Annotated in this window: 18 protein-coding genes; 10 read left to right on the top strand and 8 right to left on the bottom strand. The window is 39.6% G+C overall.

Features of this window, described 5'->3' with window-relative positions; all coding sequences use genetic code 11:
• Positions 1–238: 238 nt before the first annotated feature.
• The 6 genes from NEOC84_RS05735 to NEOC84_RS05710 form a co-directional block, all read right to left on the bottom strand.
• Entirely contained in the window at positions 239–1,477 is a 1,239-nt protein-coding gene (locus tag NEOC84_RS05735) for a dicarboxylate/amino acid:cation symporter (RefSeq protein ID WP_166156489.1), read from the bottom strand.
• Between the two features lie 252 nt (positions 1,478–1,729).
• Positions 1,730–2,407 carry a YggS family pyridoxal phosphate-dependent enzyme gene (locus NEOC84_RS05730; RefSeq protein ID WP_166156476.1) on the bottom strand — a complete coding sequence of 226 codons (678 nt, stop codon included), beginning with the start codon at positions 2,405–2,407 and terminating at the stop codon, positions 1,730–1,732.
• Between the two features lie 2 nt (positions 2,408–2,409).
• Complete coding sequence (locus NEOC84_RS05725; protein WP_166156473.1) at positions 2,410–2,973, bottom strand: hypothetical protein; 564 nt, start codon at positions 2,971–2,973, stop codon at positions 2,410–2,412.
• A gap of 156 nt (positions 2,974–3,129) precedes the next feature.
• Positions 3,130–4,149, bottom strand: a complete 1,020-nt coding sequence (floA, locus tag NEOC84_RS05720) for a flotillin-like protein FloA (RefSeq protein ID WP_166156470.1) — start codon at positions 4,147–4,149, stop codon at positions 3,130–3,132.
• 3 nt (positions 4,150–4,152) lie between these two features.
• A complete protein-coding gene (locus NEOC84_RS05715; RefSeq protein ID WP_166156467.1) occupies positions 4,153–4,614 on the bottom strand; it encodes an NfeD family protein in 462 nt (153 codons plus the stop codon).
• A 165-nt stretch (positions 4,615–4,779) separates the two neighbouring features.
• Positions 4,780–5,421, bottom strand: a complete 642-nt coding sequence (locus NEOC84_RS05710; RefSeq protein ID WP_166156464.1) for an inorganic pyrophosphatase — start codon at positions 5,419–5,421, stop codon at positions 4,780–4,782.
• A gap of 261 nt (positions 5,422–5,682) precedes the next feature.
• Between NEOC84_RS05710 and NEOC84_RS05705 the strand changes: the two genes are divergently transcribed.
• Genes NEOC84_RS05705 through NEOC84_RS05695 form a run of 3 tightly spaced genes read left to right on the top strand, consistent with a single transcriptional unit; the run spans position 5,683 to position 9,531 of the window.
• Positions 5,683–6,903 carry a hypothetical protein gene (locus tag NEOC84_RS05705; protein ID WP_166156461.1) on the top strand — a complete coding sequence of 407 codons (1,221 nt, stop codon included), beginning with the start codon at positions 5,683–5,685 and terminating at the stop codon, positions 6,901–6,903.
• The gene (locus tag NEOC84_RS05700; RefSeq protein ID WP_166156458.1) at positions 6,872–7,966 is read left to right on the top strand and encodes a DUF917 domain-containing protein; all 1,095 of its coding nucleotides are present in this window, start codon (positions 6,872–6,874) and stop codon (positions 7,964–7,966) included. The genes NEOC84_RS05705 and NEOC84_RS05700 overlap by 32 nt, the downstream gene beginning before the upstream one ends.
• Positions 7,963–9,531 (top strand): hydantoinase/oxoprolinase family protein, encoded by a 1,569-nt coding sequence (locus NEOC84_RS05695; protein WP_166156455.1) that lies wholly within the window; start codon positions 7,963–7,965, stop codon positions 9,529–9,531. Before NEOC84_RS05700 ends, NEOC84_RS05695 begins: the two co-directional genes overlap by 4 nt.
• A 45-nt stretch (positions 9,532–9,576) precedes the next feature.
• On the opposite strand, the gene hemL is transcribed toward NEOC84_RS05695, so the two are convergent.
• Together hemL and NEOC84_RS05685 are read right to left on the bottom strand one after the other, a co-directional pair.
• Complete coding sequence (gene hemL / locus NEOC84_RS05690; protein WP_166156452.1) at positions 9,577–10,878, bottom strand: glutamate-1-semialdehyde 2,1-aminomutase; 1,302 nt, start codon at positions 10,876–10,878, stop codon at positions 9,577–9,579.
• Between the two features lie 220 nt (positions 10,879–11,098).
• Positions 11,099–12,427 (bottom strand): hypothetical protein, encoded by a 1,329-nt coding sequence (locus tag NEOC84_RS05685; protein ID WP_166156449.1) that lies wholly within the window; start codon positions 12,425–12,427, stop codon positions 11,099–11,101.
• A gap of 293 nt (positions 12,428–12,720) precedes the next feature.
• Here NEOC84_RS05685 and NEOC84_RS05680 point away from each other — a divergent pair, with 293 nt between their 5' ends.
• The 7 genes from NEOC84_RS05680 to NEOC84_RS05650 all read left to right on the top strand — a co-directional run bounded on the left by NEOC84_RS05680 (position 12,721) and on the right by NEOC84_RS05650 (position 22,579).
• Positions 12,721–14,502, top strand: coding sequence for an autotransporter assembly complex family protein (locus tag NEOC84_RS05680; RefSeq protein ID WP_166156446.1), 1,782 nt, complete (start codon positions 12,721–12,723; stop codon positions 14,500–14,502).
• Position 14,503: 1 nt separating this feature from the next.
• Complete coding sequence (locus NEOC84_RS05675) at positions 14,504–18,049, top strand: translocation/assembly module TamB domain-containing protein (RefSeq protein ID WP_166156443.1); 3,546 nt, start codon at positions 14,504–14,506, stop codon at positions 18,047–18,049.
• Positions 18,050–18,413: 364 nt separating this feature from the next.
• Positions 18,414–19,214, top strand: a complete 801-nt coding sequence (locus NEOC84_RS05670; RefSeq protein ID WP_166156440.1) for an ABC transporter permease — start codon at positions 18,414–18,416, stop codon at positions 19,212–19,214.
• A 10-nt stretch (positions 19,215–19,224) separates the two neighbouring features.
• The gene (locus tag NEOC84_RS05665; protein ID WP_166156437.1) at positions 19,225–20,019 is read left to right on the top strand and encodes an ATP-binding cassette domain-containing protein; all 795 of its coding nucleotides are present in this window, start codon (positions 19,225–19,227) and stop codon (positions 20,017–20,019) included.
• Positions 20,016–21,203: an MlaD family protein gene (locus NEOC84_RS05660; protein WP_166156434.1), complete on the top strand. Its 1,188-nt coding sequence runs from the start codon at positions 20,016–20,018 to the stop codon at positions 21,201–21,203. Before NEOC84_RS05665 ends, NEOC84_RS05660 begins: the two co-directional genes overlap by 4 nt.
• Before the next feature lie 70 nt (positions 21,204–21,273).
• On the top strand, positions 21,274–21,843 hold the full coding sequence (locus tag NEOC84_RS05655; RefSeq protein WP_166156431.1) for a YqgE/AlgH family protein: 570 nt from the start codon (positions 21,274–21,276) through the stop codon (positions 21,841–21,843).
• Between the two features lie 22 nt (positions 21,844–21,865).
• The gene (locus NEOC84_RS05650; protein ID WP_166156428.1) at positions 21,866–22,579 is read left to right on the top strand and encodes an SIMPL domain-containing protein; all 714 of its coding nucleotides are present in this window, start codon (positions 21,866–21,868) and stop codon (positions 22,577–22,579) included.
• Positions 22,580–22,870 lie beyond the last annotated feature (291 nt).

Here is a 22,870-nt window from a genome sequence, read left to right as displayed (position 1 = left end):
CCTCTTAAAAAACCATGGCATCATTGGGATAGCCTTTTTTGAGCTAATCGCATCTATCAGGCTTACAAAAAACTAAAAAAGATGACTGCTTCTTGGAAGAATGTCTGTCTAGTAAGGAGAAAAAATATAAAAACTGATGCGCCAATCCTTAGATCTAATTATCTAAGGATTGAGCTATGAGCGTTAAATAAAGCGCTAGAGACGGCCAGACCTTCTAGAGCTACTTGTATCTTTAATCTTAAGCGCTAAGAGGAGATTCATTAATGAGAGCAGAAGCAGCAGTATGGGGAGAAACTTCACTGTCAACGATGGTGGCCACACATGAGTCCGACCAAACATTCAGAGCTGTTTCCACCATATCAATGAGAGTGTAAAAAGGTAAAATCACTCCTAATACGTTAAGAGGAACATTTAAAGTAGCTAGAAAAGCGCTCGAAAGAAAATAGCAGCCCATGGGGACCCCTGCATTTCCTACAGCAGCGATAGTAGCCAGGAAAACCCATAGAATCATTTCTAAAGGTGTATAACTCATCCCATTGCTCATAGAGACAAAAAGAACGGTAGTAAGGATGAAAGCGGCACAACCGTTCATGTTGATAGTCGTACAAAGGGGAAAAGCAAAGCTAGCTACACGACGAGAAACTCCCACTCTTTCTTCGGCGCATTTCATAGCCATCGGTAAGGCGGCATTGGAAGATTTGGTGAAGAAGGCAATAGATAGAGCTGGCCACATGCCTTTCACAGTCCCTAAAGGAGAAATTTTTTTAAACTTTAAAAGGAGGGGCAATACAATGATCCCTTGTACCAGGTTAGCTAAAATGACTACGGCTAAATAGAGAGCCAAACTTTCGATTTCTAAGCCTTCATGTAAATCACGCATGAAAAGGGTAATGAAAGCCCAGATGGCCAAAGGCATGAGCTTGATGATCCAAGTGGTCATCTTCATCATTGCAGCATAGAGACTCGAGAAAAAAGCATGTAAAATATGGCGATTTTCCGCCGGCAGAGCAATGATGGAAAGGCTGAATAAAAGAGCAATAAATAGTACGCCTATAACATTGTTGTCATTAAAAGGCTTGATAACATTGGAGGGAATAATTTGTTGGAGGTAATGTACATAACTTCCCTGTTTTTCAATCGTGGCTACCGATTCAAGATTTATTTCCTGAAGATGAGGGCGCACAGGATCTATAGCTACAAATAAAATCAAAGCAATAGAAGCCGCAATAACCGTGGTTAATAATGTATATTTTAAGACTTTTTGACCCAAAATTTTTAGCTCACGCGCACTTTCCATTCCTGAAGAAGTGGAGACAATGGAAAGAAAAATGATAGGTAAACTGACCAATTTAAGGAGATTAATGAATACAGCTGAGAAGCTTTCGGCCACGCTATATATCCTCTCATTATGCAGGTACCCAGCTATTAGGCCACAGCAAACAGCTACCAAAAGTAAAAAAGTGTTATTCACACGCATAAATTTATTCAGCAGAGCATTCATAAAAACCCTATCTATAGGCATAAAAAAGTAGAGAGAAGAATAAATTATTAGGACATATATAGCACGACTATTTTTAAGCAAAAATGCTAGCTTTTCTTCCTATCTAATCAAGAGGGAGGATAGAATATCCGAGCTGGATAAATCTAGAAAAGTTGATGATCGAGGGCTGCTGCTCCAGCTCAAGTTTATCTAAAGCTGGCAAATAATTGAAAAAAAGAGGAAAAGAATTCAATGCCAAATCTTTGAGCCTATACGTAGTAGAGTGGCTCCCTCGCGAATGGCTAACTTAAAATCTTGAGACATTCCCATGGATAAATGGGGTAATTGATTAAAAGGTTTATAATCTTTTAACAAAGATTCTTTTAACCCACGCAGTCTTTCAAAACTTTTAGCTATAATTTTTTCATTATCGGTCAAAGGAGCCATCGTCATTAACCCTTGCACCTCCAGGTGGGGCAAAGAAAGAAAATCATTAAAATTTTGATAGCACTCCTCGTAACTCATCCCCTGCTTAGATTTTTCTTGAGAAGTGTTTACTTGAAGTAAAATAGCTGTAGTTAAATTTAATTGCTTGGATACCTCTGCTATTTTACTAGCTAATTCTAAAGAATCTACCGAATGAATTAAAACAAAAGGGCCCACCGCTTTGCGCACTTTATTTTTTTGCAAAGGTCCAATAAAGTGCCACTGGCACTCCTGAGGAGCTTGTTTAATCTTAGAGAGAGCTTCTTGGATTCTATTCTCTCCAAAATTTTGGCACCCTTCTTTATAAAGGGAAGAAATAGATTCCCAAGGTTGCTTTTTAGTGACAGCAATCAGTTTAATCTCTTCTATCTTTCTATTACAGGCGTTGGCTGTTTCCGCAATTTCTTGTTGTAAGGCTCGGTAATTATCGAGGATTGACATAGTTAAAATCTAAAACCCTTAGGAGGATTTAAAACCTCGTGAATGAGGATAAGATCTTTTTTAGTAGGAAGATGATGAATTAAACTTTTAACACGAGAAGAGCGCTTATAAATCAAAGGAGGAGCAGACTTATTTTCCCGGAAGCCTTGGCTTAAGAGATGGTCGCCATAATCCCCTTCATATTTATTTTTACTATTCATATTAAATTGGCGTTCTTCAATCTGATTGCGCACCTGAAAGCCATCTAAATTGGATTTAAATTTATTTTCCTCTCTAAAAGCTTTCTTTTGGTGAGCAGGTTGATGATAGATGGTTTTTTTCTTATACTCGGGGGGTAGGCTTACGGGCTTTAAGTTTTTGGGAGGGTGGTGAGTAAAATTTTTGCTTTTCTCCATATCAGCATTTAAGGAATGAAGAAAATCGTGCAATCTTTCAGCTTGTAAGGGGTCATCATCTTGGATGCTTGCAAGTTTTTTAGATCTTTTATTAGGCTGAACAAGCTTAATGAGCATATAAAGCATGGCTGCTACGCTTACTAAAAAACCTATCGTATCGATAATATGCATTTTAATTTTCCCTATACAAAGTTGTTAATAGGATGGCTGAGAGCAAAGCTTTCTTAAAATTTTTATTATTTCCTCTACAAGCTTACTTTTACACCTGAAAGCAGCTTGAAGGCCTTATTTTTTATTAGCTTAGCTAAGGCCTATCAAGCTTCTGGCTTATTTTTTTCGATCGTCACTTTCTTCGGCGATAGATTTACGCATTTTGGTATCGGCAAGAATATTTTCATAACGGGTAAAATCCATAATGCCTATGTGCCCTGAGCGAAAAGATTCGGCAATTGCCATAGGAATAGAAGACTGAGCCTCAATTAACTTAGCCTCCATGTCTTTAACCTTAGCCATATTTTCCTGTTCCATCGCAGCGGCCATTGCTCGCCTTTTTTCTGCTTCAGCTTGGAAGATACGTTTATCGGATTCCGCTTTATCAGCACGCAGCTTGGCACCGATATTTTCGCCTAAGTTCATTTCCACAATATCAATAGAAAGAATAACAAAAGCAGTAGAAGAATCAAGTCCTTTTTCCAAAACAACCTGCGAAATTTTATGAGGAGATTCAAGTACATGTAAATGCGTTTCAGAACTACCAATAGCGGTCACAATCCCTTCACCCACGCGAGCGATAATCGTCTCTTCAGTAGCGCCGCCTACTAATTGCGCAATATTTGTTCTTACAGTTACCCGAGCGCGGACATTGATTTGAATGCCATCTTTAGCTACTCCTGTGATGTAGCCACCATGGCTAGGGCAGTCAATTACTTTGGGATTTACCGAGGTCTGTACCGCATCACGAAGGTCTCTTCCTGCCAAATCAATCGCTGTAGCACGGCGCCAATCGAGCTGAATATTGGCTTTATCAGCAGCTATAAGAGCTGTAGCCACCTCAGAGACATGGCCGCCAGCTAGGTAGTGTGTTTCCAAGTCTGAGACAGTCACTTGCTTTAGCCCAGCTTTAAACAGATTAATGCGCGCGTTGACGATGACTCGTAGAGGAATTTTACGCAAACTCATACCGATTAAGTTAAATAAAGGGATCGGAGTACCCGACACAAAAGCTTGGAACCAAAAACTAAGAAACTTTCCTAGCATGCTTAAAATAATAAGGGAAGCCAATGCAAGAACAATCAGTAAAAAATATAATTCCGAGCTTAAATGCAAGGCCAATAGTTGATGAGTCATGTTTTATTCCTTTCTAACAATTAAATTAGATTCATTGCCGCTAATCACAAGAACTTTAGTCCCTTTAGCTAGATAACCTTCCTGAGAAATAGCAGGTTGCTGTTTTCCTTCTACGATAATAAATCCCCCAGGTTTTAAATCTGTCAACACTACTGCTGACTTGCCTATAGTGGAAGCATCATAATTGACAGCACGATAACCATCTTGGGTATCTGCAGAGTAAATGCTATGCTGAGGCTTTTCGGTACGAATGCGCCAGAGAGCAAATTTAATTAAAAAAGCAAGAGCCACGCCACTCCCCATCACATATAAGATAAACAAGAGGAAAGATTCTGTTTGCCTAGCAAACATGCTAAAGCTGGCTAATATGCAAATACCTCCGATAATTCCCATTAGGGCACCTGGCAGATAAAACTCTATAAATATTAATATAAAACCTAGCACTAAAAAAATTAAAGGACTCATTAAGTTAGTTCCTTATTTGAAGAGTTAACCGTAGGGTTCATACTAGGAGTGCTCTTCGCTTTCACAATAACCATTCTTGCCACCTTTTTCAATATAATTGCTCTTGATTGCCCTCTCATAGGATTCATTCTCTAGCCATACTTTTGCATGGGTATGACAACTATTTTACCAAAAATTTTCTGACTTGGAAGCAGATCCATATTTATCTTCATAGTCTTGAAGAGCGAGTTTAATCACATGATGGGCTTCTTTAACATCATAGATATGAGTAATTTGGACAGTGCTATACGTCCTTTCGGGGGAATCTTTATAAGTTAGAAAATAATGACGTAGCCTTTCAATCAAGCTTGGCGAACATTCATGAATATTTTGCAGGCTGCCATAAACCAAATCGTCTGCCATCACAGCAATAATTTTATCATCTGCCTCATTTCCATCAATCAATCGAAATCCACCAATAGGAATGGCTTTTAAAATAATGTCTCCCCTAGGAATGACTTTTTCAGTGAACACGCAGATATCCAAAGGATCTCCATCGCCTTCAATACTTTTAAGACCAGTCTTTTGCATACAATAACTAGCTAAATGAGGGCCGCAATAGGTCTTAGGTAGCAATCCATATAAGCTGGGACACACACTTGAATACTTTTGAGGCCTATCGACTTTTAGGATCCCGGTTTCTTTATCAAGTTCGTATTTTATCGTATCCGTAGGCACGATTTCAATATAACAATTAACAATTTGAGGCATCAGAGGCCCTAAAGAAAGGCCATGCCAGGGATGAGAACGATAGATCATGTTTGCCATGCCAACTCCACACTTTTATACTTGATTTTACTCTATACCATGATAGATATTTAACCTGCTCCTTAAAAAATTGCTAGAGCAAAGCGTAAGGAGATTTCTTTGTGGCTGCTTTATAGTTTTAGAGCCGATTAATCATACATTTAGCTAAATCAAAGCCCCTCATGATTTGCTTCTTCAAAAAAACAAAAATTTCTTTTATATTGTTTGGAAACTAGTCATTGCACTATAAGACTTCTTTTAAATTATTTGAGGGATAAACATATGGATAATCAACGTAATTGGTGGCAATTATCAAGTATTCAAATAGGTGGCGTTATCTGCTTGCCTGTCATCGTTATTGGGCAAACACTTTACCAAACTTACGGTTTTGCCTCTTCTGTTGCTGCTATCATCTTGGGAAATGCCATTCTACTTCTTTTAGGTCTAGCTACGACGAAGATGAGCTGCGAGAAAAGAAAGACTACACCTTTGAATGCTACCGAATATTTTGGGGAAACAGGAGTAACTTTTTTTGCCTTAACGATGTGTGTATCGTTAGTCGGATGGTTTGCTATCCAGCTCAATATGATGAGCTTAAGTGTATTTGACTTATTAGCCCTGGATAAAAACCAGGCTTTATCCGGTGTGCTATCCAATCTTATGCTCGGCAGTTTAATTACCATGGCTGCCCTTTATGGAATTAAGTCCATTAATTTTCTATCCAATCTTAGTCTACCCCTTTTAATCCTTACCTTAGGCTATGCTTTCTTCACTGTCGATGATGCCCCTCCATCGGTTTCTTCTATGCCTTTCTCCTTTGCCGGCATCTCGATGGTTATCGCTTTAGCTATTGCCTTTGTGATCGATTTACCTACCTATTATCGCCATGCTAAAACAAGTAAAGATGGGTTTATCAGCATTTCCATCATTTTCGTGCTAGCCCTCCCTATTCTAGAAATTGTAGGCGTCTACTTAGCTGCCGGAAGCTCGGGAGGAACGATTTTAGATGTTTTAAAACGCTCCAATGGAAATTTTTGGAATTTATGGGTAGCTTTATTTCTTATCCTGGCCGGATGGACCACAAATAACATTAATCTATACTCAGGTGCCGTCTGCTTAGAACCGCTTTTAAAGATCAAATCAGAAAAACTAAGGACTCTACTTTTTGGAAGCGTAGGCACTTTCTTGTCTTGTTTCAATTTTCTCAATCATCTTATCATCGTTTTGGATGTGATGGGAATTTTTGTCGCCAGCATGGGCAGTGTGATTATTACCCGTTATCTTATTGAGCAAGTGAAAAAGCTTACCGTGACCTCTAACGATTATCTTTGCCACTTTCTTGCTTGGATGTTGGGATTAGCCATGGGCTTTTCTAGTCTAAATGGGGTTTCTTTAACCTCTATTCCCGTTTTAGATGCCACGATTGGCTCATCCTTAGGTACATTTTTTGTTTTAATTCAAAGGAAATATAGTGAAAAAGCTAACATTGCAAAACTTAGATGACTTAGCCATTGGAAGCGCGATTTTAGGATCGGGAGGAGGGGGTGATTCTACTTATGCTTACATGATGGCCCGCTATGAGATGGAAAAAAAAGCTTCCCTTTCAATTCTTAACTACTCCGATTTAAAGCCTGAGGCTCTTGTTATTCCCATAGGTTTTATGGGAGCCCCCACTGTTGAAATGGAAAAAATTGTTACTGGACGTGATTATGTTGAGCTATTTAAGATTGTAGAAAAAAACTTAAATAAAAAGATTACCGCTATCATGCCTTTTGAGATTGGGGGCCACAACGCGTTTACCCCTATTATCACGGGTCTTCAGATGGGATTACCGGTACTGGATGCTGATATGATGGGACGTGCCTTCCCGGAAGCTCAGATGAGTTCCGGTCACCTTTATGGAGTTTCTCCTAACCCTGGCTTTATTAGTGATAGCTTAGACAACGCTGTAGTTATCCATGCTAAAAACACCTTTGCTTTAGAAAAAATTGGACGTAGCGCTACCATTGCGATGGGATCAATAGCCGCCTTTGCGTTTTATCCTATTACCGGCGCTAGGGCCCGTGAATGCACGGTACCTAATAGCATCTCACGCGCTATTAACTTAGGAAAAGCTCACCGCTCGGCAAAAGAAAAAGGAGAAGACCCTTTAGAAGCTATTTTAAACCATTGCAAAGGTATTTTCATTGGCTCGGGAAAAATTACGGATATAGATCGCGAAATCTCCAAAGGTTTTCTTCAAGGCTCCATTACCATTCAGAATGCCAAAGATAAAATAGAGCTTATTTTTCAAAATGAATATCTATTAGCAAAAATTAATAGTAAAATCATTGCTACCACTCCTGATATCTTAATGCTGCTAGAGCAAGAAACAGGAGCTCCTATTACCAGTGAATTACTCCAATATGGCCTACGAGTTAATTTGATAGCCCTTCCAGCTCCAGATATTTGGACCACCCCTCAAGGGCTTGCCTTGGTAGGTCCTAGAAAATTTGGCTATGAGACCGATTATAAACCCATTCATAAAGCACGCCCAAAAAGTAGCGTGTTAAGTATTACTACATGAAAATAAATCAAAAATATAAAATCGGCATTGACATTGGTGGAACTAACACAGATGTGGTGCTTGTAGACTCTGATAACGAGGTGATTGCCTGTGCAAAAACTGCTACCACTCCCGACTTAAATACAGGCATCAAAACAGCTTTAAAGCAAATCCTGGATGAAGCCTCTATTATTCGTGAAGATATTACAGGGATATTTTTAGGAACTACTCAGGTAGCCAATGCCATTCATCAACAGGATAATCTTTACCGCGTAGGAGTGATTCGCATTGCTGGGCATCACCCTCAATCTCTACCTAGTTGTTTACTATGGCCTCCTGCTCTTAAAAAAAGCATGTATGTGGATACCATTACTATCAATGGAGGCTTTGAATGCCATGGCGATCCTATCACACCCATTAATCCTGCGGAGATTAGAGCGGCTTTAAAAGAATTGTTGAAAAAAAACATTGAAAGCTTAGCGGTTATTGGCGTCTATGCCTCATTAAATTCTCATCACGAGCTATTGGTAAAAGAAATTGCGCAAGAGATGACGCAGGGCGAGTTGCCTATCTCTCTTTCCCATCAAATTGGTGGAGCAGGCTTTATTGAACGCGAAAACTCCACCATTTTAAATGCTGCTTTAAAGCAGGTCATGCCTACCGCGTTTAAAAATTTAGTGGCTATTTGTGGGGATCTTGGCATAGCTTGTCCTCTTTGGATTACGCAAAACGATGGAAGTGTAGCGGATTTGGCAAACGCTAATGAATATCCTATCTTTACCATCTCAGCCGGCCCTACCAATTCATTTATTGGAGGATCACGGCTAGCCCAAAAAGAAGATGCTATTGTTATTGATATCGGTGGCACCTCCACGGATATTGGAATCGTTCGTAAAGGCATTCCGCGACGCTGCTTTAATAATTCATGCATAGGAGGAGTTACTTTAAATTTTCCTATGCCTGATGTATATTCTATAGCTTTAGGAGGAGGCAGCCAGATCGAAATTACCCAAGAGAAAATTCATATTGGCCCTAAAAGCTGCGGCAATAAAACTTTCTCGCAATCGCTCAGCTTTGGAGGAAAGCAATTGACGCTGACAGATATCGCTCTAGCTTTAGGCTATGTAGATATTGCGGGTGCCCGCCCCCAAAACGTATCATTGCCTAGGAAAGGTTGTAAAGCAGTTATCGATGAAGTGGTCAAACAGATTTATGAGCTTATCTCAAAAATTGGGCCTGAAGAACGTTCCCTGCCTGTGATTATGATTGGAGGAGGCTCTGCTTTATTGCCGCAACATCTTTTTGACGGACGCTTTATTATTCCTCCCTATGCTCATTATGCCAATGCCTTTGGTGCTGCCCTTGCTACCATTTCGGCTACTATTGATACTGTCGTTTCTTTAGAACATCGCCAGGAGACCTTAGAAGAGTTACAGCAACAAGCTATTCAAGCTGCTATTCAAAAAGGTGCTGATTTCAAGACGGTTAGCATTGTAGATATAGAGATTTTACCCTATCACTATATTCCTAATCGCATGGCTAGAGTCATTGTAAAGGCCTCAGGCAATCAACCCCGGACCATTTAGAGTAAAAAAGCAGAAAATTTCCTTGCTTCTTAACTATTTTTAAGATCAAGGCATCTCCTTTTTTAAGAATCTTAAGATAAGATCACGCGTTTTGATTAAATTTTCTTCCCTGTGCGCTTGAGACACAAACCATGCCTCAATGTGCAAGGGGGGAATATAGACGCCATTTGCAAATAAATAGCGGAAGAAACGAGCAAACATGTCGTTATCCAACAGCTTGGTATCACCAAAATGGGTAACTTTTTTAGAACCGAAAAACAGCGTAAACATGGAGCCTACCTGCTGAATGCAAGCCTGCTTGCCTGTGCTTAAAAGATATTCCTGAATAGGCTTAGTTATAAGATTGGCTTTACGTAGCAGCTCTTCATAAAAATTTTCTTGATTTAAGAGCTTTAGAGCTTGTAAACCAGCTTCCATAGCTACAGGATTTCCAGATAATGTTCCCGCTTGATAAACAGACCCTAAGGGAGCCAAGCAATCCATAATATCGCGACGCCCTCCAAAAGCAGCCGCAGGAAAACCCCCTCCAATAATTTTCCCAAAAGTAGTCAGATCAGGACAAACGCCATACAAGCCCTGCGCTCCCTTTAACCCCACCCGAAAACCTGTCATGACTTCATCAAAAATCAATAAAGCACCTGCCGCAGAAGTTTCTTGGCGTAACATTTGGATAAATTCCTGCGTAGCAGGAACCACGCCCATATTGCCTGCAATCGGTTCTAAGATCACAGCAGCAATGCGTTCTCGGGTTCTAGAGTCGCGCATCACTTGGCGACACCCTTCTATGTCATTATATGGCAAGCAAATTGTATGGCGAACTATCTCAGGAGGAATGCCTTGCGATGAAGCTTGAGGTAGGAAGCCTGCCACCCCTGAGCCAGCTTGTACGAGAAAGAAATCCGCATGACCATGATAATTTCCTACAAACTTAATAATTAATTCGCGTTGAGTGTAGCCCCTTGCTAGGCGAATAGCACTCATTGTCGCTTCTGTGCCTGAAGAGACAAAGCGAATTTTGTCTATCGATTCTATGAGCGTAATGACATAGCGAGCAAGCTCTTCTTCGATTGAAGTCGTAATACCAAAAGTAGAGCCTAAAGCCATGCGTCTTTGTGCCGCTTCTATAATTGGAGGATGCGCATGGCCGTGAATGAGAGCTCCCCAGGAGCCGCAATAGTCGATATAGGCATGCCCATCCGCGTCATAGAGAAGATCTTGCCAAGCACGTTCCACCACTAAAGGAGGCTGATGCATATTTTGACAAGAACGCACAGGAGAATTGACTCCCCCTGGGATCACTTCACAAAGACGTCTATAAATTTCTAGGCTTTTTGGGCGAGCAAGCATTTCTTACACCTTAAGATGAGTAAGAAAAAAGCATAAGTGATCGTAAATTTGTTGAGAAGTTTTAAAACCTACCGATACGCTTATGATCCTTTGGGGAAATAAGCTTATGATCTGCCACTAGGAGGATAGGACACTGAATCGCCTAGCTAGAAGCTAGGCAGGCTAATTCGGTTGAGTTGAATACGGCTTAAACCAAATCTTTTTTATCATGCGCTAGGGATTATTCCTTTATTTCTTTTTTAGGAATTTTATTAGCCTCATGAGCCTCTTCAAGGGTTGCATAAAACTTTGTACAGGCAATCGTAGCCTGCAAGTTAGGAGCAAGCTCTTTAGCCTTTTCTATCCTTATCCTTTGTTGTTCTTGTTTAGCTGAATCAAATTCTTCTCCTTGTTCTTCTTCATCTAACTTTAAGCTTGTTAAATTTTTTAATTCTTCCAGAGGCAGACTAATTCTTGCTTCCATTCCACAATAAGCTACCGTAGTATCGGGGTCTTCTTCTCTCACAATTTGATAAGTGAGCTTATAAGAAAAGTGAACCATCCCCTGCTGCACATCAATTTTAGACTCGCCTCCCGGAGCTTGCGCACCTATATACCGGCTATTCTTTTCATTTGTATCATTAAATTCTTGCATTTTATCAATAAACTTGAACACAACTCCAACAGTGCAGGACTGATGAAAAAAACGTCCCATTACTAAAGTTTCTTCTTTCCCTAAGACCTCATATATTTTCTCCCCACAATTTTTTATATCCTCGGCGGTTTTTTCGGTATAAGGATACATATTTTTACCGTTGATAACAAAATTATCAGTTCTTGGTAGGTCTAAAGAAAATTGAGTAGGCAATTGAACCCCAACAGGAACATCATCAAATTTTAAGTCGCTAAGTGTATGATCTACCCCTTTTCCTGCAATCATTTCATAAGCATCTTCTGCTGTTTTTTCGTCATTTTTAATTCTAAAAGAGTTAAACTTAGTTAAGTCACTGGGCAAGTCTTGTCTATGGAAGAAATTTAAGACAGCGGCCTTGATCGATTTAATAAAGGAGAAAAGAGGCGAGCTTGCCATAATAAGAGCCGCCCTGAATGCTAAGCCGATCTTTTGCAAACCTGCCCATACTCGCTTAAAAGAGAAAGAGCTAAATTGGCTCTTAGCAATGTTATTAATGTTTTTATCTTCTTGTGAGCCTAAAGAGGAGATCCTCTTACCTTTATATAAGCCAGGCTCTTTGGAAGACATAAAGTTTGGTTTAGGAGGGGTTTTTTGCTTTGCAGTAAAAGAGGGAGTAGATTTAATGGTCCGCTTATATACTTTTTTTACCAAAGGATTAGCGGTTGGAAGGGAAGAGCGTTGAAAAGGCTTATGCTTTTCAGCTGCCACTACACTTAATTTATTTGCCCTTGCCAACTGGTGCACAGCTTGATCTACCTTCCCTCTTTCCCCTATAAAAATAGCTCCTCGAGATGAAGAAGTATTTTTAACCTCTGTATTTCCCTCTCGTGAAGGATAGGTAGATTGCCAATGAGGTAATCCATTAGAAATTGACATACATCTCCCCCATTAATATTATTATATTATAATAATAATTAGTTAAAAAATCCACTTAATAAAACTAAAAAAACATACATCACTTTTTATTTAATAGCAAAAAACATGCCATTCTCTACCTTTGTTCTTTTTTTCTTTATGGGCTACAAAAATCTTTGAAAAGAAGGATCAACAACTAGTTGATAGTCAATCTATTTTGCAAAAATAAATGACTCTTTTCTTGTTGAAAATTTAGAATCAGGCAATAATACTTACCTTATTGCTGGATAATAGAAAATTAGGACTTTAAAAGCATGATCGCCTCTTTCTTCAAAATACTATGCCTGATCATGTTTATAGTGATTTTGAACCTTTCTTTATATGCCATCGAAGCTTATCAGGTAGTTTTTCAGGGGGTTTCTAGTCAGCAAACTCTCTCTTTACTGCAAACGATCTCTAAAACCGTAGAGCTGCAAAACTCTCCTCCTTCTACTAATCGCGGCTTAAAGAGGCGTGCTGAAGCAGATCTGCCTCTTCTCATTAAGGCTCTTCATAGCCAAGCCTATTACCAAGCTAAAGTAAATGTGGAAATTAACTTTAACAAGCAGACAGCCCAAGTAGTTTTTAAGATTGATACCGGGCCCATCTATCCTTTGGCCAGCTTTGAAATTCTCCCTTCAGACCTTAAAAGTGATCTAACCTCTCTCTATACTGATGGGGATAAAGCAGAGCTAGGCCTCACCTTGGGGCGTCCCGCCTTTCCTAAAAGTATTCTTGATGCCGAAGAGCTTTTAATATTAAAGTTAGAAAGAGAGGGCTATCCACTAGCAAAAATTGTAGATCGCGAAGTGATTGCCGATCAATCCACCCACTCTATTTATGTGGTCCTTCGTGTCAATACAGGGCCTAAATGCTATTTTGGAGAAGTAAAGTTTTTGGGCCTCCAGCGCGTTTCTTCCGAATTTGTTAGTAAAAAGATTGCCTGGCACCTAGGAGACATTTATCATCCTACGCCGATTGAAAGAACTCACGGTGCCTTAGAAGCTACCGGCCTATTTAGCTCTATTTCCCTTACTCACCTCGATAGTGCTTCACAAGAAGGCTTACTTCCCATAGAAATAGAAGTATTAGAAGGAAAACATCGTAGCATTGCGGCAGGTATAGGATATTCTACCGACGATGGCATAGGGATCTTAGGTGAATGGGAACATCGAAACATTCGAGGCCGCGGTGAAAAGCTTAGCTTTAAAGCATTAATGGCTCAACGCCTCCAAGAAGGAACTTTAGCTTACGTTATTCCTGACTTTCAACGCTCAAAACAGGATCTTATCTGGCTGGCAGAATTTCAACGCCAAACGACTAAGGGTTTTCATGCTTCCTCATTTAGTGTCTCAGGTATTCTTGAAAGGCAGCTTAATGATTACACACGCCTTTCGTATGGAGGGATGTTTAAACGTTTACGTGATACGCATTCTGATAACAATGGAAATTTTAATTTGTTTAAAATCCCTTTCCAGCTGCGTTGGAAAAAAACTAATAATATTTTAGATCCCACGCAAGGCCTGGCCCTCCATGTTAAAATCATCCCTTCTTTACAGATTCTGCATCCCAAATTTGCCTATTGCATTAATACTTTTACAGGTTTTATTTATCTTCCTCTTACCGCGGATAAACGCTTTGTTTTCGCCGCTAAAGGAACTTTTGGCTCGATATTTGGAAAAAAACGCCATACCATACCTCCTTCTGAACGCTTTTATGCAGGAAATGAAAATCTTTTGCGGGGCTATCATTTCATGACAGTTAGCCCTTTACATGATAATGAACCGATAGGCGGGCGTTCTATGATGATCTATTCTTTAGAAGGACGCTGGCGAGCCACAGAAACATGGGGAGGGGTAATTTTTTATGATTTTGGAAATGTCTTTAAAAATTATTTACCACAATTCAACAAACAGATCTTACAATCTGCCGGTATTGGTTTAAGGTATAACACTCCTGTAGGTCCTTTAAGGATAGATCTTGCCGTTCCTTTACACCGTAGATATCATATTGACGAGAAGTTTCAAGTCTATTTAAGCATTGGGCAGGCATTTTAATATGAAAAAAGTTTTATGTGTTTTTCTAGTGGGGCTGATGTGTATATTTGTAGCTGGATGGGGTTATCTACAAACTTCTCACGCCCAAAAGGCCATCCTTTCCTTTTTAACGGAAATCATTCATGAAAAAACAGGCCATGAAGTAGAGATTGAGGAGCTGGCTTTCCCCCTGCCTTTTAACTGGGTTGCTTATAAGGTTAAAATTAAGCACAACCAATCGATTTGGCTGACAATAGATGAAATTAAGCTTTCCATTCCCTATTGGCGCTTACTCAGCAAAACTTTTGCTTTACGGGCAGTCTCTTTAAACCATGTGCATCTCTTAGATTACCCGCCTCCCTCATTAAACTCTCCTGCTGACAAGCCTAAGCTCTCTTGGAAAATCTTTCCTTACAATGTTCATTTTGCAGACCTTTCTATTGAAAATCTTACGATTGATACTCATCTTTTGCCGCCTGAATTTCCTACCCAGCTTTTTCCTTTGGATCTTTCTGGCTCTTTAACTTTTCGTCCTCAAAATCATATCGCTCATGTCAATCTATCCTTAAAAAAAGAAGCTTTAAATCAAGAAGGAATGCGCCTCAATCTTTCTTGTCAAGGCTCCTCCCATTTTACCTATCATTTAGATCTGCTCGCCCCTAAACAAAGCCTTCTTTTTCAATGGCTAGGCTTAGAGCTGGCTCATGATGCCGCTCTAGAATTAGGAGGAACCCTTACTGCTGATCAATCTTACCAGGGGCAATTTAAATGCAGCGCGATAGAAGATATTAAAATAATTGAATCAACCTCTGAGGATATATTCGGAAAATATGTCTACCATCCAGATGGCTGGCTAAATGTTCATTCAGTAGCGGGCCATATAGGACCTCTGCAAGTTGAAGGTGAGCTTTTACTTAATACCTCGACTTTTCAAATAGAGGCAGGCAAGCTAAAGGGAGTGGTAGCCCACCTTTCACGCTGGAAAAATCCTTTAGATTTTCCTATAGAAGGCTCTATGCAATTCATCAGCTCTTTTGCGGGTACGGTCATCAATCCTATTATCGAGCTCAAAGTTTCGACAGACCATCTAAAAGTTGGCAATGAAAGTTTAGAAGATGTAGAAGGACAATTTACTTTTATTAAAACAAATAAACAGGCTTTAAAAGGGCAACTTTTTTTAAGTTTTATCTACAACCAGTTGAAATTTAAAATAGATAATCCATGGCAATGGAACGAGCAACAGATCCACTTAAAAGATATTTATGCCGAATATGGGAATGAAAAGTTAACCGGAAATCTTCATTATAAGTTAGAGACTAAAACGCTTATTGGTCATCTAGAAGCCTCCATAAAAAACAGCTATTTGCTGCAAAAATATTTAAATATCGATCTCTTAACTTCTAGCAATTTGTCCTTAAAGTTTTACGATACAAGCCCATCCGAAGATAAGAAAGAATTACAAAATATGGATTTTGCCTGGCAGGTAGGCAAAGCACGTTATGACAATTTTTATTTAGAAGAAGCTATTTTCTCCGGGAATATAACGAATGCTTTCAGCCTTCCTCAAGCAGATCTGCATTTAAAAGCCACGAAAGCTTATAGCAGTAGTGGAGCCCTTATAGGATTAAATGCTGAGACAAAAGTGGAGATGACGAAAGATTATTGGCCTTTTAGGATATCCATTCAAGAAGATGAGGAGAGTATTTTAGCGGCCCAAGCCCACGGTTTCTGGAAATTAAATAGTGAGGAGCTTGCCGTAAAAATAGAACTTTTTCAAGGACAACTGAAAAAAAAGCCTTTTCATCTGCAAAAAGCTTTTACTTTTACTAGATATAACAATTTCTTTGAACTTTCTCCTTTATCGTTGCGGATAGGCACCGGTCATTTATTTTTTACTCTCGAGCACCAAAAAGAAAATGCCTATGCAGCCGCCCGTTTTCAATTTCAAGATTTGCCAGCAGAGCTGTTTTATCCTCTTCATTTACAAGCTCCTTTAGTGGGTTATCTACAAGGTGAGATTGATCTATTAGGCAATCCAGAAAATTTAAAAGGTCATCTACGTGCCCATCTATCGCAAATAAGGTTAGCCGATGATCCTTTAGACTCTCCCACCTCTTTAGAAGCCCGTATAGTAGGAACTATTTTAGAAAACCACATGGCAGCTTCTGCTCAAATCATAGGCCTTACCCAAAAACCTATTGAAATAGATGCTAGATTACCTATTCACCTTTCTATTAATCCTTTAGACATTCAAATAAACGAGTATGACTCTTTGTTGGTTCATCTTGCTGCTGAAGGAGAAATTAGTCCTTTTTTGCCTTTATTTGAGATAGAGTCTTCTTCTATATCAGGTCATACTTCTATCGCTTTAGATGTTACAGGTTCAATTAATGACCTTCATACGCGCGGAGACATTATTATTAAGGATGGTTCTTTTGAAAGTCCGACTACCGGGGCGGCTTTTCATCATCTCAATGCTAAAATTGAAGCAAATAATAAAATACTGACTCTTCAGGAATTCGAAGCTTTCGATATGAATGAGGGTGCGATCCGTGGGAGCGGTAGGCTAGAATTAAAAAAAGAGTTAGCTTTTCCCTTCACACTCAATCTCCAACTAGCACATATTAAACTGTTAAACCTTGACTTTGCTAAAGCCCTAGCTAGTGGCGAAGCGATTATTAAAGGTAATGCCCGTCAAGCCAAGGTAACGGGTCATCTTACTACTGATTCCCTGCAAATTACTATTCCTGAACAAGCTCCCGCACTCGCCTACTCTGTCGACGTTAGATATATTAATGTTCCTGAAGGAGAGACATCCCCCCTCCTTAACTCTTCTCAACCTGCCTGGCCTGTAGAATTGGATATGCAAATTGATATAGCTCCTAATACCGCCATTAAAAGCAAAGCACTTGCTAGCCTATGGCAAGGAGGAATTAAAGTGAAAGGTACCCCTCAGGCCCCTCAGCTTTTTGGAGATGTTAAAATCATTGAAGGAGACTACAACTTTAATGGAAAAACTTTTGATATTAAAGAGGGCACTATTTCTTTTGCAGGAGAGCCGGATAAAAAAACCAATCTTTATGTGATTGCTAGTAAAGATTTAGGTAAAATGGTGGCGGAAGTTATCCTTAAGGGCTCTGTAAAAAACCCCTCCATAGCCTTTCGTTCTAATCCTCCTATGTCTCAACGAGAGATATTATCCTGGATACTTTTTGGAAGAGGCGTCACCGACATTACTCCTTTCCAAGGAGCTGAACTTTCTCAATCGATAAGTAATTTAAGCAAAGAAGGCAACAAAGGCCCTGATGTACTCACTAGAATTCGGGATAGTATCGGCTTAGACCGCATAGATATTAACAAATCAGAGGGCGAAGAATCTAATGAAGTTTCCATACAAGTGGGCAAGTATATCTCTCGTGGGGTTTTTGTCTCCCTTAATAAAAGCATTACCTCTGAAGTTAACGAGATTAGCGTAGAAGCAAATCTATGGCGTAACATCAAGGCACGCGCACAAGTTGGAGATGACTCAAGCGCTCAGCTACAGCTTAAATGGAAGCGCGACTATTAGCCTCTAACCTTTTAAACCTATCAATGCGATAGCAAAAAAGCTGCTTTTCTAATAGCTGATTTTTTTTTCGCCAACTCTAGCGAGTATCAACCCTTAAGTTAAGGAAAAAAATTGTTATGAAAAGGCAAGACTTTTAAAAATTAAAATTTTCAGAAGGTCAAATAAATAAATTTAAGAAGTTAAGGCTACTGCAATAAAAGCTAAATTTTATAGCCTTTTTGATATAAGCTAGAAAGTTTTTTCAAAAAGATGCCTTAAGTTAATTTTTTTCCTATGTGCCAGGGCTTTGCGTTCTTTAAAGGTTATGCTTTTCATTAAAGATTGTTTTCTAATAGAATGCTTTTTTTATGATGAGTTGTATGGCATGTCAAAACATTGGCTTTTGGGCTCGCCCATTGGACGCAGTTTAGCCTCTTTAGGAGACTATATTGTATTTATTACCTCAGTGATTGCAGTAAGCTTGCGCAAGCCTCCTCAATGGTTTTTAATTCGCGACCAACTGTATGAAATCGGAGTTTTATCTTTACCGGTCGTGGGCATCACCGGCTTTTCTACTGGCATGGTGCTTGCCGCACAAGCTTATTTTCAGCTTTCCGATAAAGGGCTTGCTAGTGCAACAGGCTTAATGGTCACCAAATCTATGCTGGTAGAATTAGGTCCCGTGCTTACAGCTTTCATGATCACAGGCCGAGTAGGTGCCTCGATGTGTGCAACATTAGGTACTATGCGGGTAACAGAGCAAATTGATGCTTTAAAATCCATGTCTGTGAATCCTTTACGTTATTTAGTGGCCCCTCGTTTTATCGCTGGATTAGTCATGATGCCCCTGCTTACCATTTTTAGCTGCTTATGCGGAATTTTAGGAGGCTACTTTATTGCAGTCTATTACTATGGAATGGCTTCCACATCTTTTATTGATCCCTTGCCAGTCAACATTGAGCTTTTCGATTTTTTTAGCGGATTGGCAAAAGCTTTTATTTTCGGCGTGATCATCATCACCATTTCCTGTTATCGCGGCATGACCACGCGTGGAGGAGCTGCGGGAGTAGGACGAGCAACGACCAACAGCGTGGTCATCTGCTATTCTGTGATTCTAGTCGCCAACTTTTTAATCACCGTAGCCTTAAATAGCTCCTATGCTTACATCGAATACTTTGCAAGCTAAAGGAATTTAAATGGCGATCATCGAAGTTCAAAATTTACACAAATCCTATGGCGCATTAAAAGTCCTTAAAGGTCTCACTTTAGAGATCTATGAAGGCGAAACGCTAGTTATTCTGGGAAGATCGGGAGTAGGCAAAAGCGTGCTTTTGCGCCAGATTATGGGCATTGAATTTCCTGATCAAGGCACAATTAACATCAATGGTAAAGCTCTTCATTCTCTTAGCCAACATGAGCAGCTAAAGGTAACCAAAGAAGTAGGCATGCTATTTCAAGGCGCTGCTCTTTTTGATTCCATGAATGTCGGAGAAAATACCGCTTTTTATCTGCGGCAGCATGAAAAAGAAGTGGATGAGAGAGAAATACAGCAACGCGTAGCAGAAGCTCTTGAAATAGTGGGATTAAGTGGCAAGCAAAAAGCAATGCCCTCTGATTTATCGGGAGGAATGCGTAAACGAGCGGCTTTAGCTCGCTTAGTAATCTATCGGCCTAAAATAATTCTTTATGATGAACCTACTACAGGGTTAGACCCTATTACAGCCCAGCAAATCAATCAATTAATCAATACTACTAAACATGAACTAAAAGCTACTAGTATTGTGGTCACCCATGACATTCATTCTGCTATGGAAGTAGGTGATCGATTGGCTTTCCATCATGATGGAAAACTCATCCATATAGCTTCTAAAGAGAACTTTGTTAAAATTGATGATCCCCTAATCAATGCCTTTTTTGAAAACGCTATCGTCACTCGCGATTACTCGCCTTCCTCTAATTATAAAAATCTGGAGCAAATAAAATCATTATGACCGATCCATTGAAAAATATTATGATAGGAATTTTTGTTGTCACCGCTATGGCAGTCATTGTGTTTGCTCTAATGTTTTTACACCCTTCCTTAGGAGATGAAAAGCGGGTGCTGCGTGTACGTTTCCCTAATATTGATAAAATTTCAGTAGGCACCCGAGTCTCATTTGCTGGTAAACCTGTCGGTGAAGTAGCCGCTATTCACGAGATAAAAGATGCGATAGAATCTCGTCAACCGTATCAGGGAATTATTTATGTTTATGAGCTTGTACTGCATGTAGATTCCAATGTTAATGTCTTTAGCACCGATGAGATTTCTGTGCGTACCTCCGGCCTTCTAGGAGAAAGATCCGTTGTCATTATTCCCCTTCCTTCCAAGGCAGGAGAACCTTTACGCCTTGTGAATGAGGAGATTTTGTATGCCTCTGAAGCGGGTAGTGTGGAAGATACCCTTAAAGAATTTAAGGAGCTTGCAGGGAAATTTGATACCTCTCTTAATTCTATCTCTACCGTATTCAATGAAATATCGGAAGAAAAAATTATAGAGAAATTAGGAATCGCTATCCAAAATGTTAATTCTATCACTCATGCTCTAAACCAACCGTTACAACTTTCTCAAATGGTAGGAAATACACACGCGCTTACTGAAAAAGTCCTTACCTCATGGGAAAGAGTGGAGAGCATGTTAAGTAACTTATCTGCAGCTTCCCACAACTTTCGCCTACTTACAGATAAAGGGAGTAATATTTTAAGCTATGTTGAAAAGGGGCAAGGAACCTTAGGAAAATTGTTGATGACTGATCAGCTATATTTGAAAGTTAACTCCTTCTTAAGCAAAGGAGAAACGATGATGAATGATATTAACCACTATGGCTTACTATTCAATATGGATAAAGGCTGGCAACGCCTTCGCGCACGCCGCCTTAACCTTTTATACACCCTCTCTACCCCTCAAGAATTTCGTAATTATTTCAACCAAGAAATCGATCAAATCAACACTTCGCTCTCACGGGTCTATGCTTTGGCTGAGCAAACCCATGGAAGTGCATCAGAATGTAAGCTTTTTGAAGATCAAGCGTTCCAAAAAGCTTATCGAGAACTACTTAGACGAGTAGCTGAGACTGAAGAGGCATTAAAGATGTATAATCAACAACTTATAGACAGGAATGCTAAAAAACCAGAGTGAACAGACTTAGAGATTTACAAACAATTCTGTGCAAGTTATGAATGGTGTAAAAGATTAAGTTAGGTGAGTGATGGAAGCTATCCCCTATACACAAATACAAAAAGGCCATTTTCTGATCGCCTCTCCCGATATCGATAAAGGCATATTCTTTCGCGCCGTCGTTCTTATCTGCGAGCATAACCCGAGTGGATCTTTTGGCCTGGTTATCAATAAACCTTTGGATCTTGAATTGCCTGAAGAAATTATTAGCGTCCAACATTTAGCTAATCCACGTGTAGGAATACGTGGAGGAGGGCCTGTCCAAACTAACCAAATGATGCTTCTTCATACGGGCAAAGATATTTCTCATCAAGCTTTACAAATCACTAAAGATATTTATCTGGGTGGAGATTTACAATTCTTACAAGAGTCTTTAAATGATGAGAATGGGCCTTATATCCATCTTTGCTTTGGATATGCCGGCTGGGGGGCAGGCCAATTGGAAAGAGAATTGCTAGATGAAACATGGTTCGTCTATCCTGCCAACGCTAAGCATATTTTTCATACTCCTCCCGATAAACTTTGGCAAAGTCTTTTACGAGAGATGGGAGGGAAATATGCCTCGCTTTCTATGATTCCTGAAGATCTATCGGTTAATTAATAAGAAATTAGGAAGAAAGGTGATGATGTTTAAAGTTTTAACTCTAGTACTTTGCTTGTTCTTAGGCGAATTTGCAAGGGCAGCAGAGGCTCCTACACTAAGCCTGAAAGGTCAAGCTGTTTTACATAGGCAAGCAGACCAAATTAGCTTAACCATTGGTGTCACTAACTTGGGAGCAGAAGCCGCTAGTGTATTAGCGGAAAATTCTAAAAAAATGCAAAATATCATTCGAGAGCTAAACAAAAAAGGTTTTGATAAGTCTGAATACCAAACAGGCCAATTTAGCATCCAACCTACCTATACTCTTCCCCCTCAAAATCCGCCTGCTGGCTGGCGCCCTACCATCAATGGCTATGAAGTCTCTAATACCCTTAAGATAAAGACAGGTAAAATTAAAGAGATCGGCGCTCTTATTGACACGGCTCATCAAGCAGGAGCCAATAAAATCGATCACATCTATGCTAGTTTAAAAGATGAAAGAGTTTATTGGGAAGAAGCTGTCGCCAAAGCCACTAAGAATGCTATTGCTGATGCTAAAGTCATGGCTGAGGCTGCCCAAGTAAAACTAAACCGCCTTTTATCCATCTCCCTCAACGATACCCTTGCTAGATCTCCCCAATCTTTAACTCCTATGTTTCTTAAAACTATGGCTTCGGAGCTGACGCCTATAGAACCAGGCGACATTGAAATCAAAGCAAACGTTAACGTCGTTTATGAAATAGATAAGCTAGAGTAATGTAGAACTTATATTCAAGAATATAAGAGCAAATAGATAAGCCTCATTAGATGCTTAATCCTACCCTTTTAGCAACTATCTGGATTAATCTTTTTATTTTTACTCCCTCAATTAAATACCTTTAAAAGTGTTAAATATATTCCAAGTTATTGGTTAGGTACTCACCTTACGCAGGCATAGAACTCCTTTGTAAAATAAGGACACTTGTCATTAACTGGCATTTAACCTAATCTTTTTTCTGATTAATATTTTTTATCAACACCTTCATTTATTGTTATCTGGGTTCTTGTT

Source organism: Neochlamydia sp. AcF84, from assembly GCF_011087585.1.
Classification (GTDB): domain Bacteria; phylum Chlamydiota; class Chlamydiia; order Chlamydiales; family Parachlamydiaceae; genus Neochlamydia.
This window is presented reverse-complemented; position numbering and strand designations above follow the sequence as displayed.

What these genes read in the sequence shown, in the direction of transcription:
- NEOC84_RS05710 (WP_166156464.1), bottom strand. Translation starts at nt 5,421, where the DNA reads ATGGCAAACATGATCTATCGTTCTCATCCCTGGCATGGCCTTTCTTTA.
- NEOC84_RS05715 (WP_166156467.1), bottom strand. Translation starts at nt 4,614, where the DNA reads ATGAGTCCTTTAATTTTTTTAGTGCTAGGTTTTATATTAATATTTATA.
- NEOC84_RS05650 (WP_166156428.1), top strand. Translation starts at nt 21,866, where the DNA reads ATGATGTTTAAAGTTTTAACTCTAGTACTTTGCTTGTTCTTAGGCGAA.
- NEOC84_RS05660 (WP_166156434.1), top strand. Translation starts at nt 20,016, where the DNA reads ATGACCGATCCATTGAAAAATATTATGATAGGAATTTTTGTTGTCACC.
- NEOC84_RS05670 (WP_166156440.1), top strand. Translation starts at nt 18,414, where the DNA reads ATGTCAAAACATTGGCTTTTGGGCTCGCCCATTGGACGCAGTTTAGCC.
- NEOC84_RS05680 (WP_166156446.1), top strand. Translation starts at nt 12,721, where the DNA reads ATGATCGCCTCTTTCTTCAAAATACTATGCCTGATCATGTTTATAGTG.
- NEOC84_RS05655 (WP_166156431.1), top strand. Translation starts at nt 21,274, where the DNA reads ATGGAAGCTATCCCCTATACACAAATACAAAAAGGCCATTTTCTGATC.
- hemL (WP_166156452.1), bottom strand. Translation starts at nt 10,878, where the DNA reads ATGCTTGCTCGCCCAAAAAGCCTAGAAATTTATAGACGTCTTTGTGAA.
- NEOC84_RS05665 (WP_166156437.1), top strand. Translation starts at nt 19,225, where the DNA reads ATGGCGATCATCGAAGTTCAAAATTTACACAAATCCTATGGCGCATTA.
- NEOC84_RS05685 (WP_166156449.1), bottom strand. Translation starts at nt 12,427, where the DNA reads ATGTCAATTTCTAATGGATTACCTCATTGGCAATCTACCTATCCTTCA.
- NEOC84_RS05730 (WP_166156476.1), bottom strand. Translation starts at nt 2,407, where the DNA reads ATGTCAATCCTCGATAATTACCGAGCCTTACAACAAGAAATTGCGGAA.
- NEOC84_RS05695 (WP_166156455.1), top strand. Translation starts at nt 7,963, where the DNA reads ATGAAAATAAATCAAAAATATAAAATCGGCATTGACATTGGTGGAACT.
- NEOC84_RS05725 (WP_166156473.1), bottom strand. Translation starts at nt 2,973, where the DNA reads ATGCATATTATCGATACGATAGGTTTTTTAGTAAGCGTAGCAGCCATG.
- NEOC84_RS05675 (WP_166156443.1), top strand. Translation starts at nt 14,504, where the DNA reads ATGAAAAAAGTTTTATGTGTTTTTCTAGTGGGGCTGATGTGTATATTT.
- floA (WP_166156470.1), bottom strand. Translation starts at nt 4,149, where the DNA reads ATGACTCATCAACTATTGGCCTTGCATTTAAGCTCGGAATTATATTTT.
- NEOC84_RS05705 (WP_166156461.1), top strand. Translation starts at nt 5,683, where the DNA reads ATGGATAATCAACGTAATTGGTGGCAATTATCAAGTATTCAAATAGGT.
- NEOC84_RS05735 (WP_166156489.1), bottom strand. Translation starts at nt 1,477, where the DNA reads ATGCGTGTGAATAACACTTTTTTACTTTTGGTAGCTGTTTGCTGTGGC.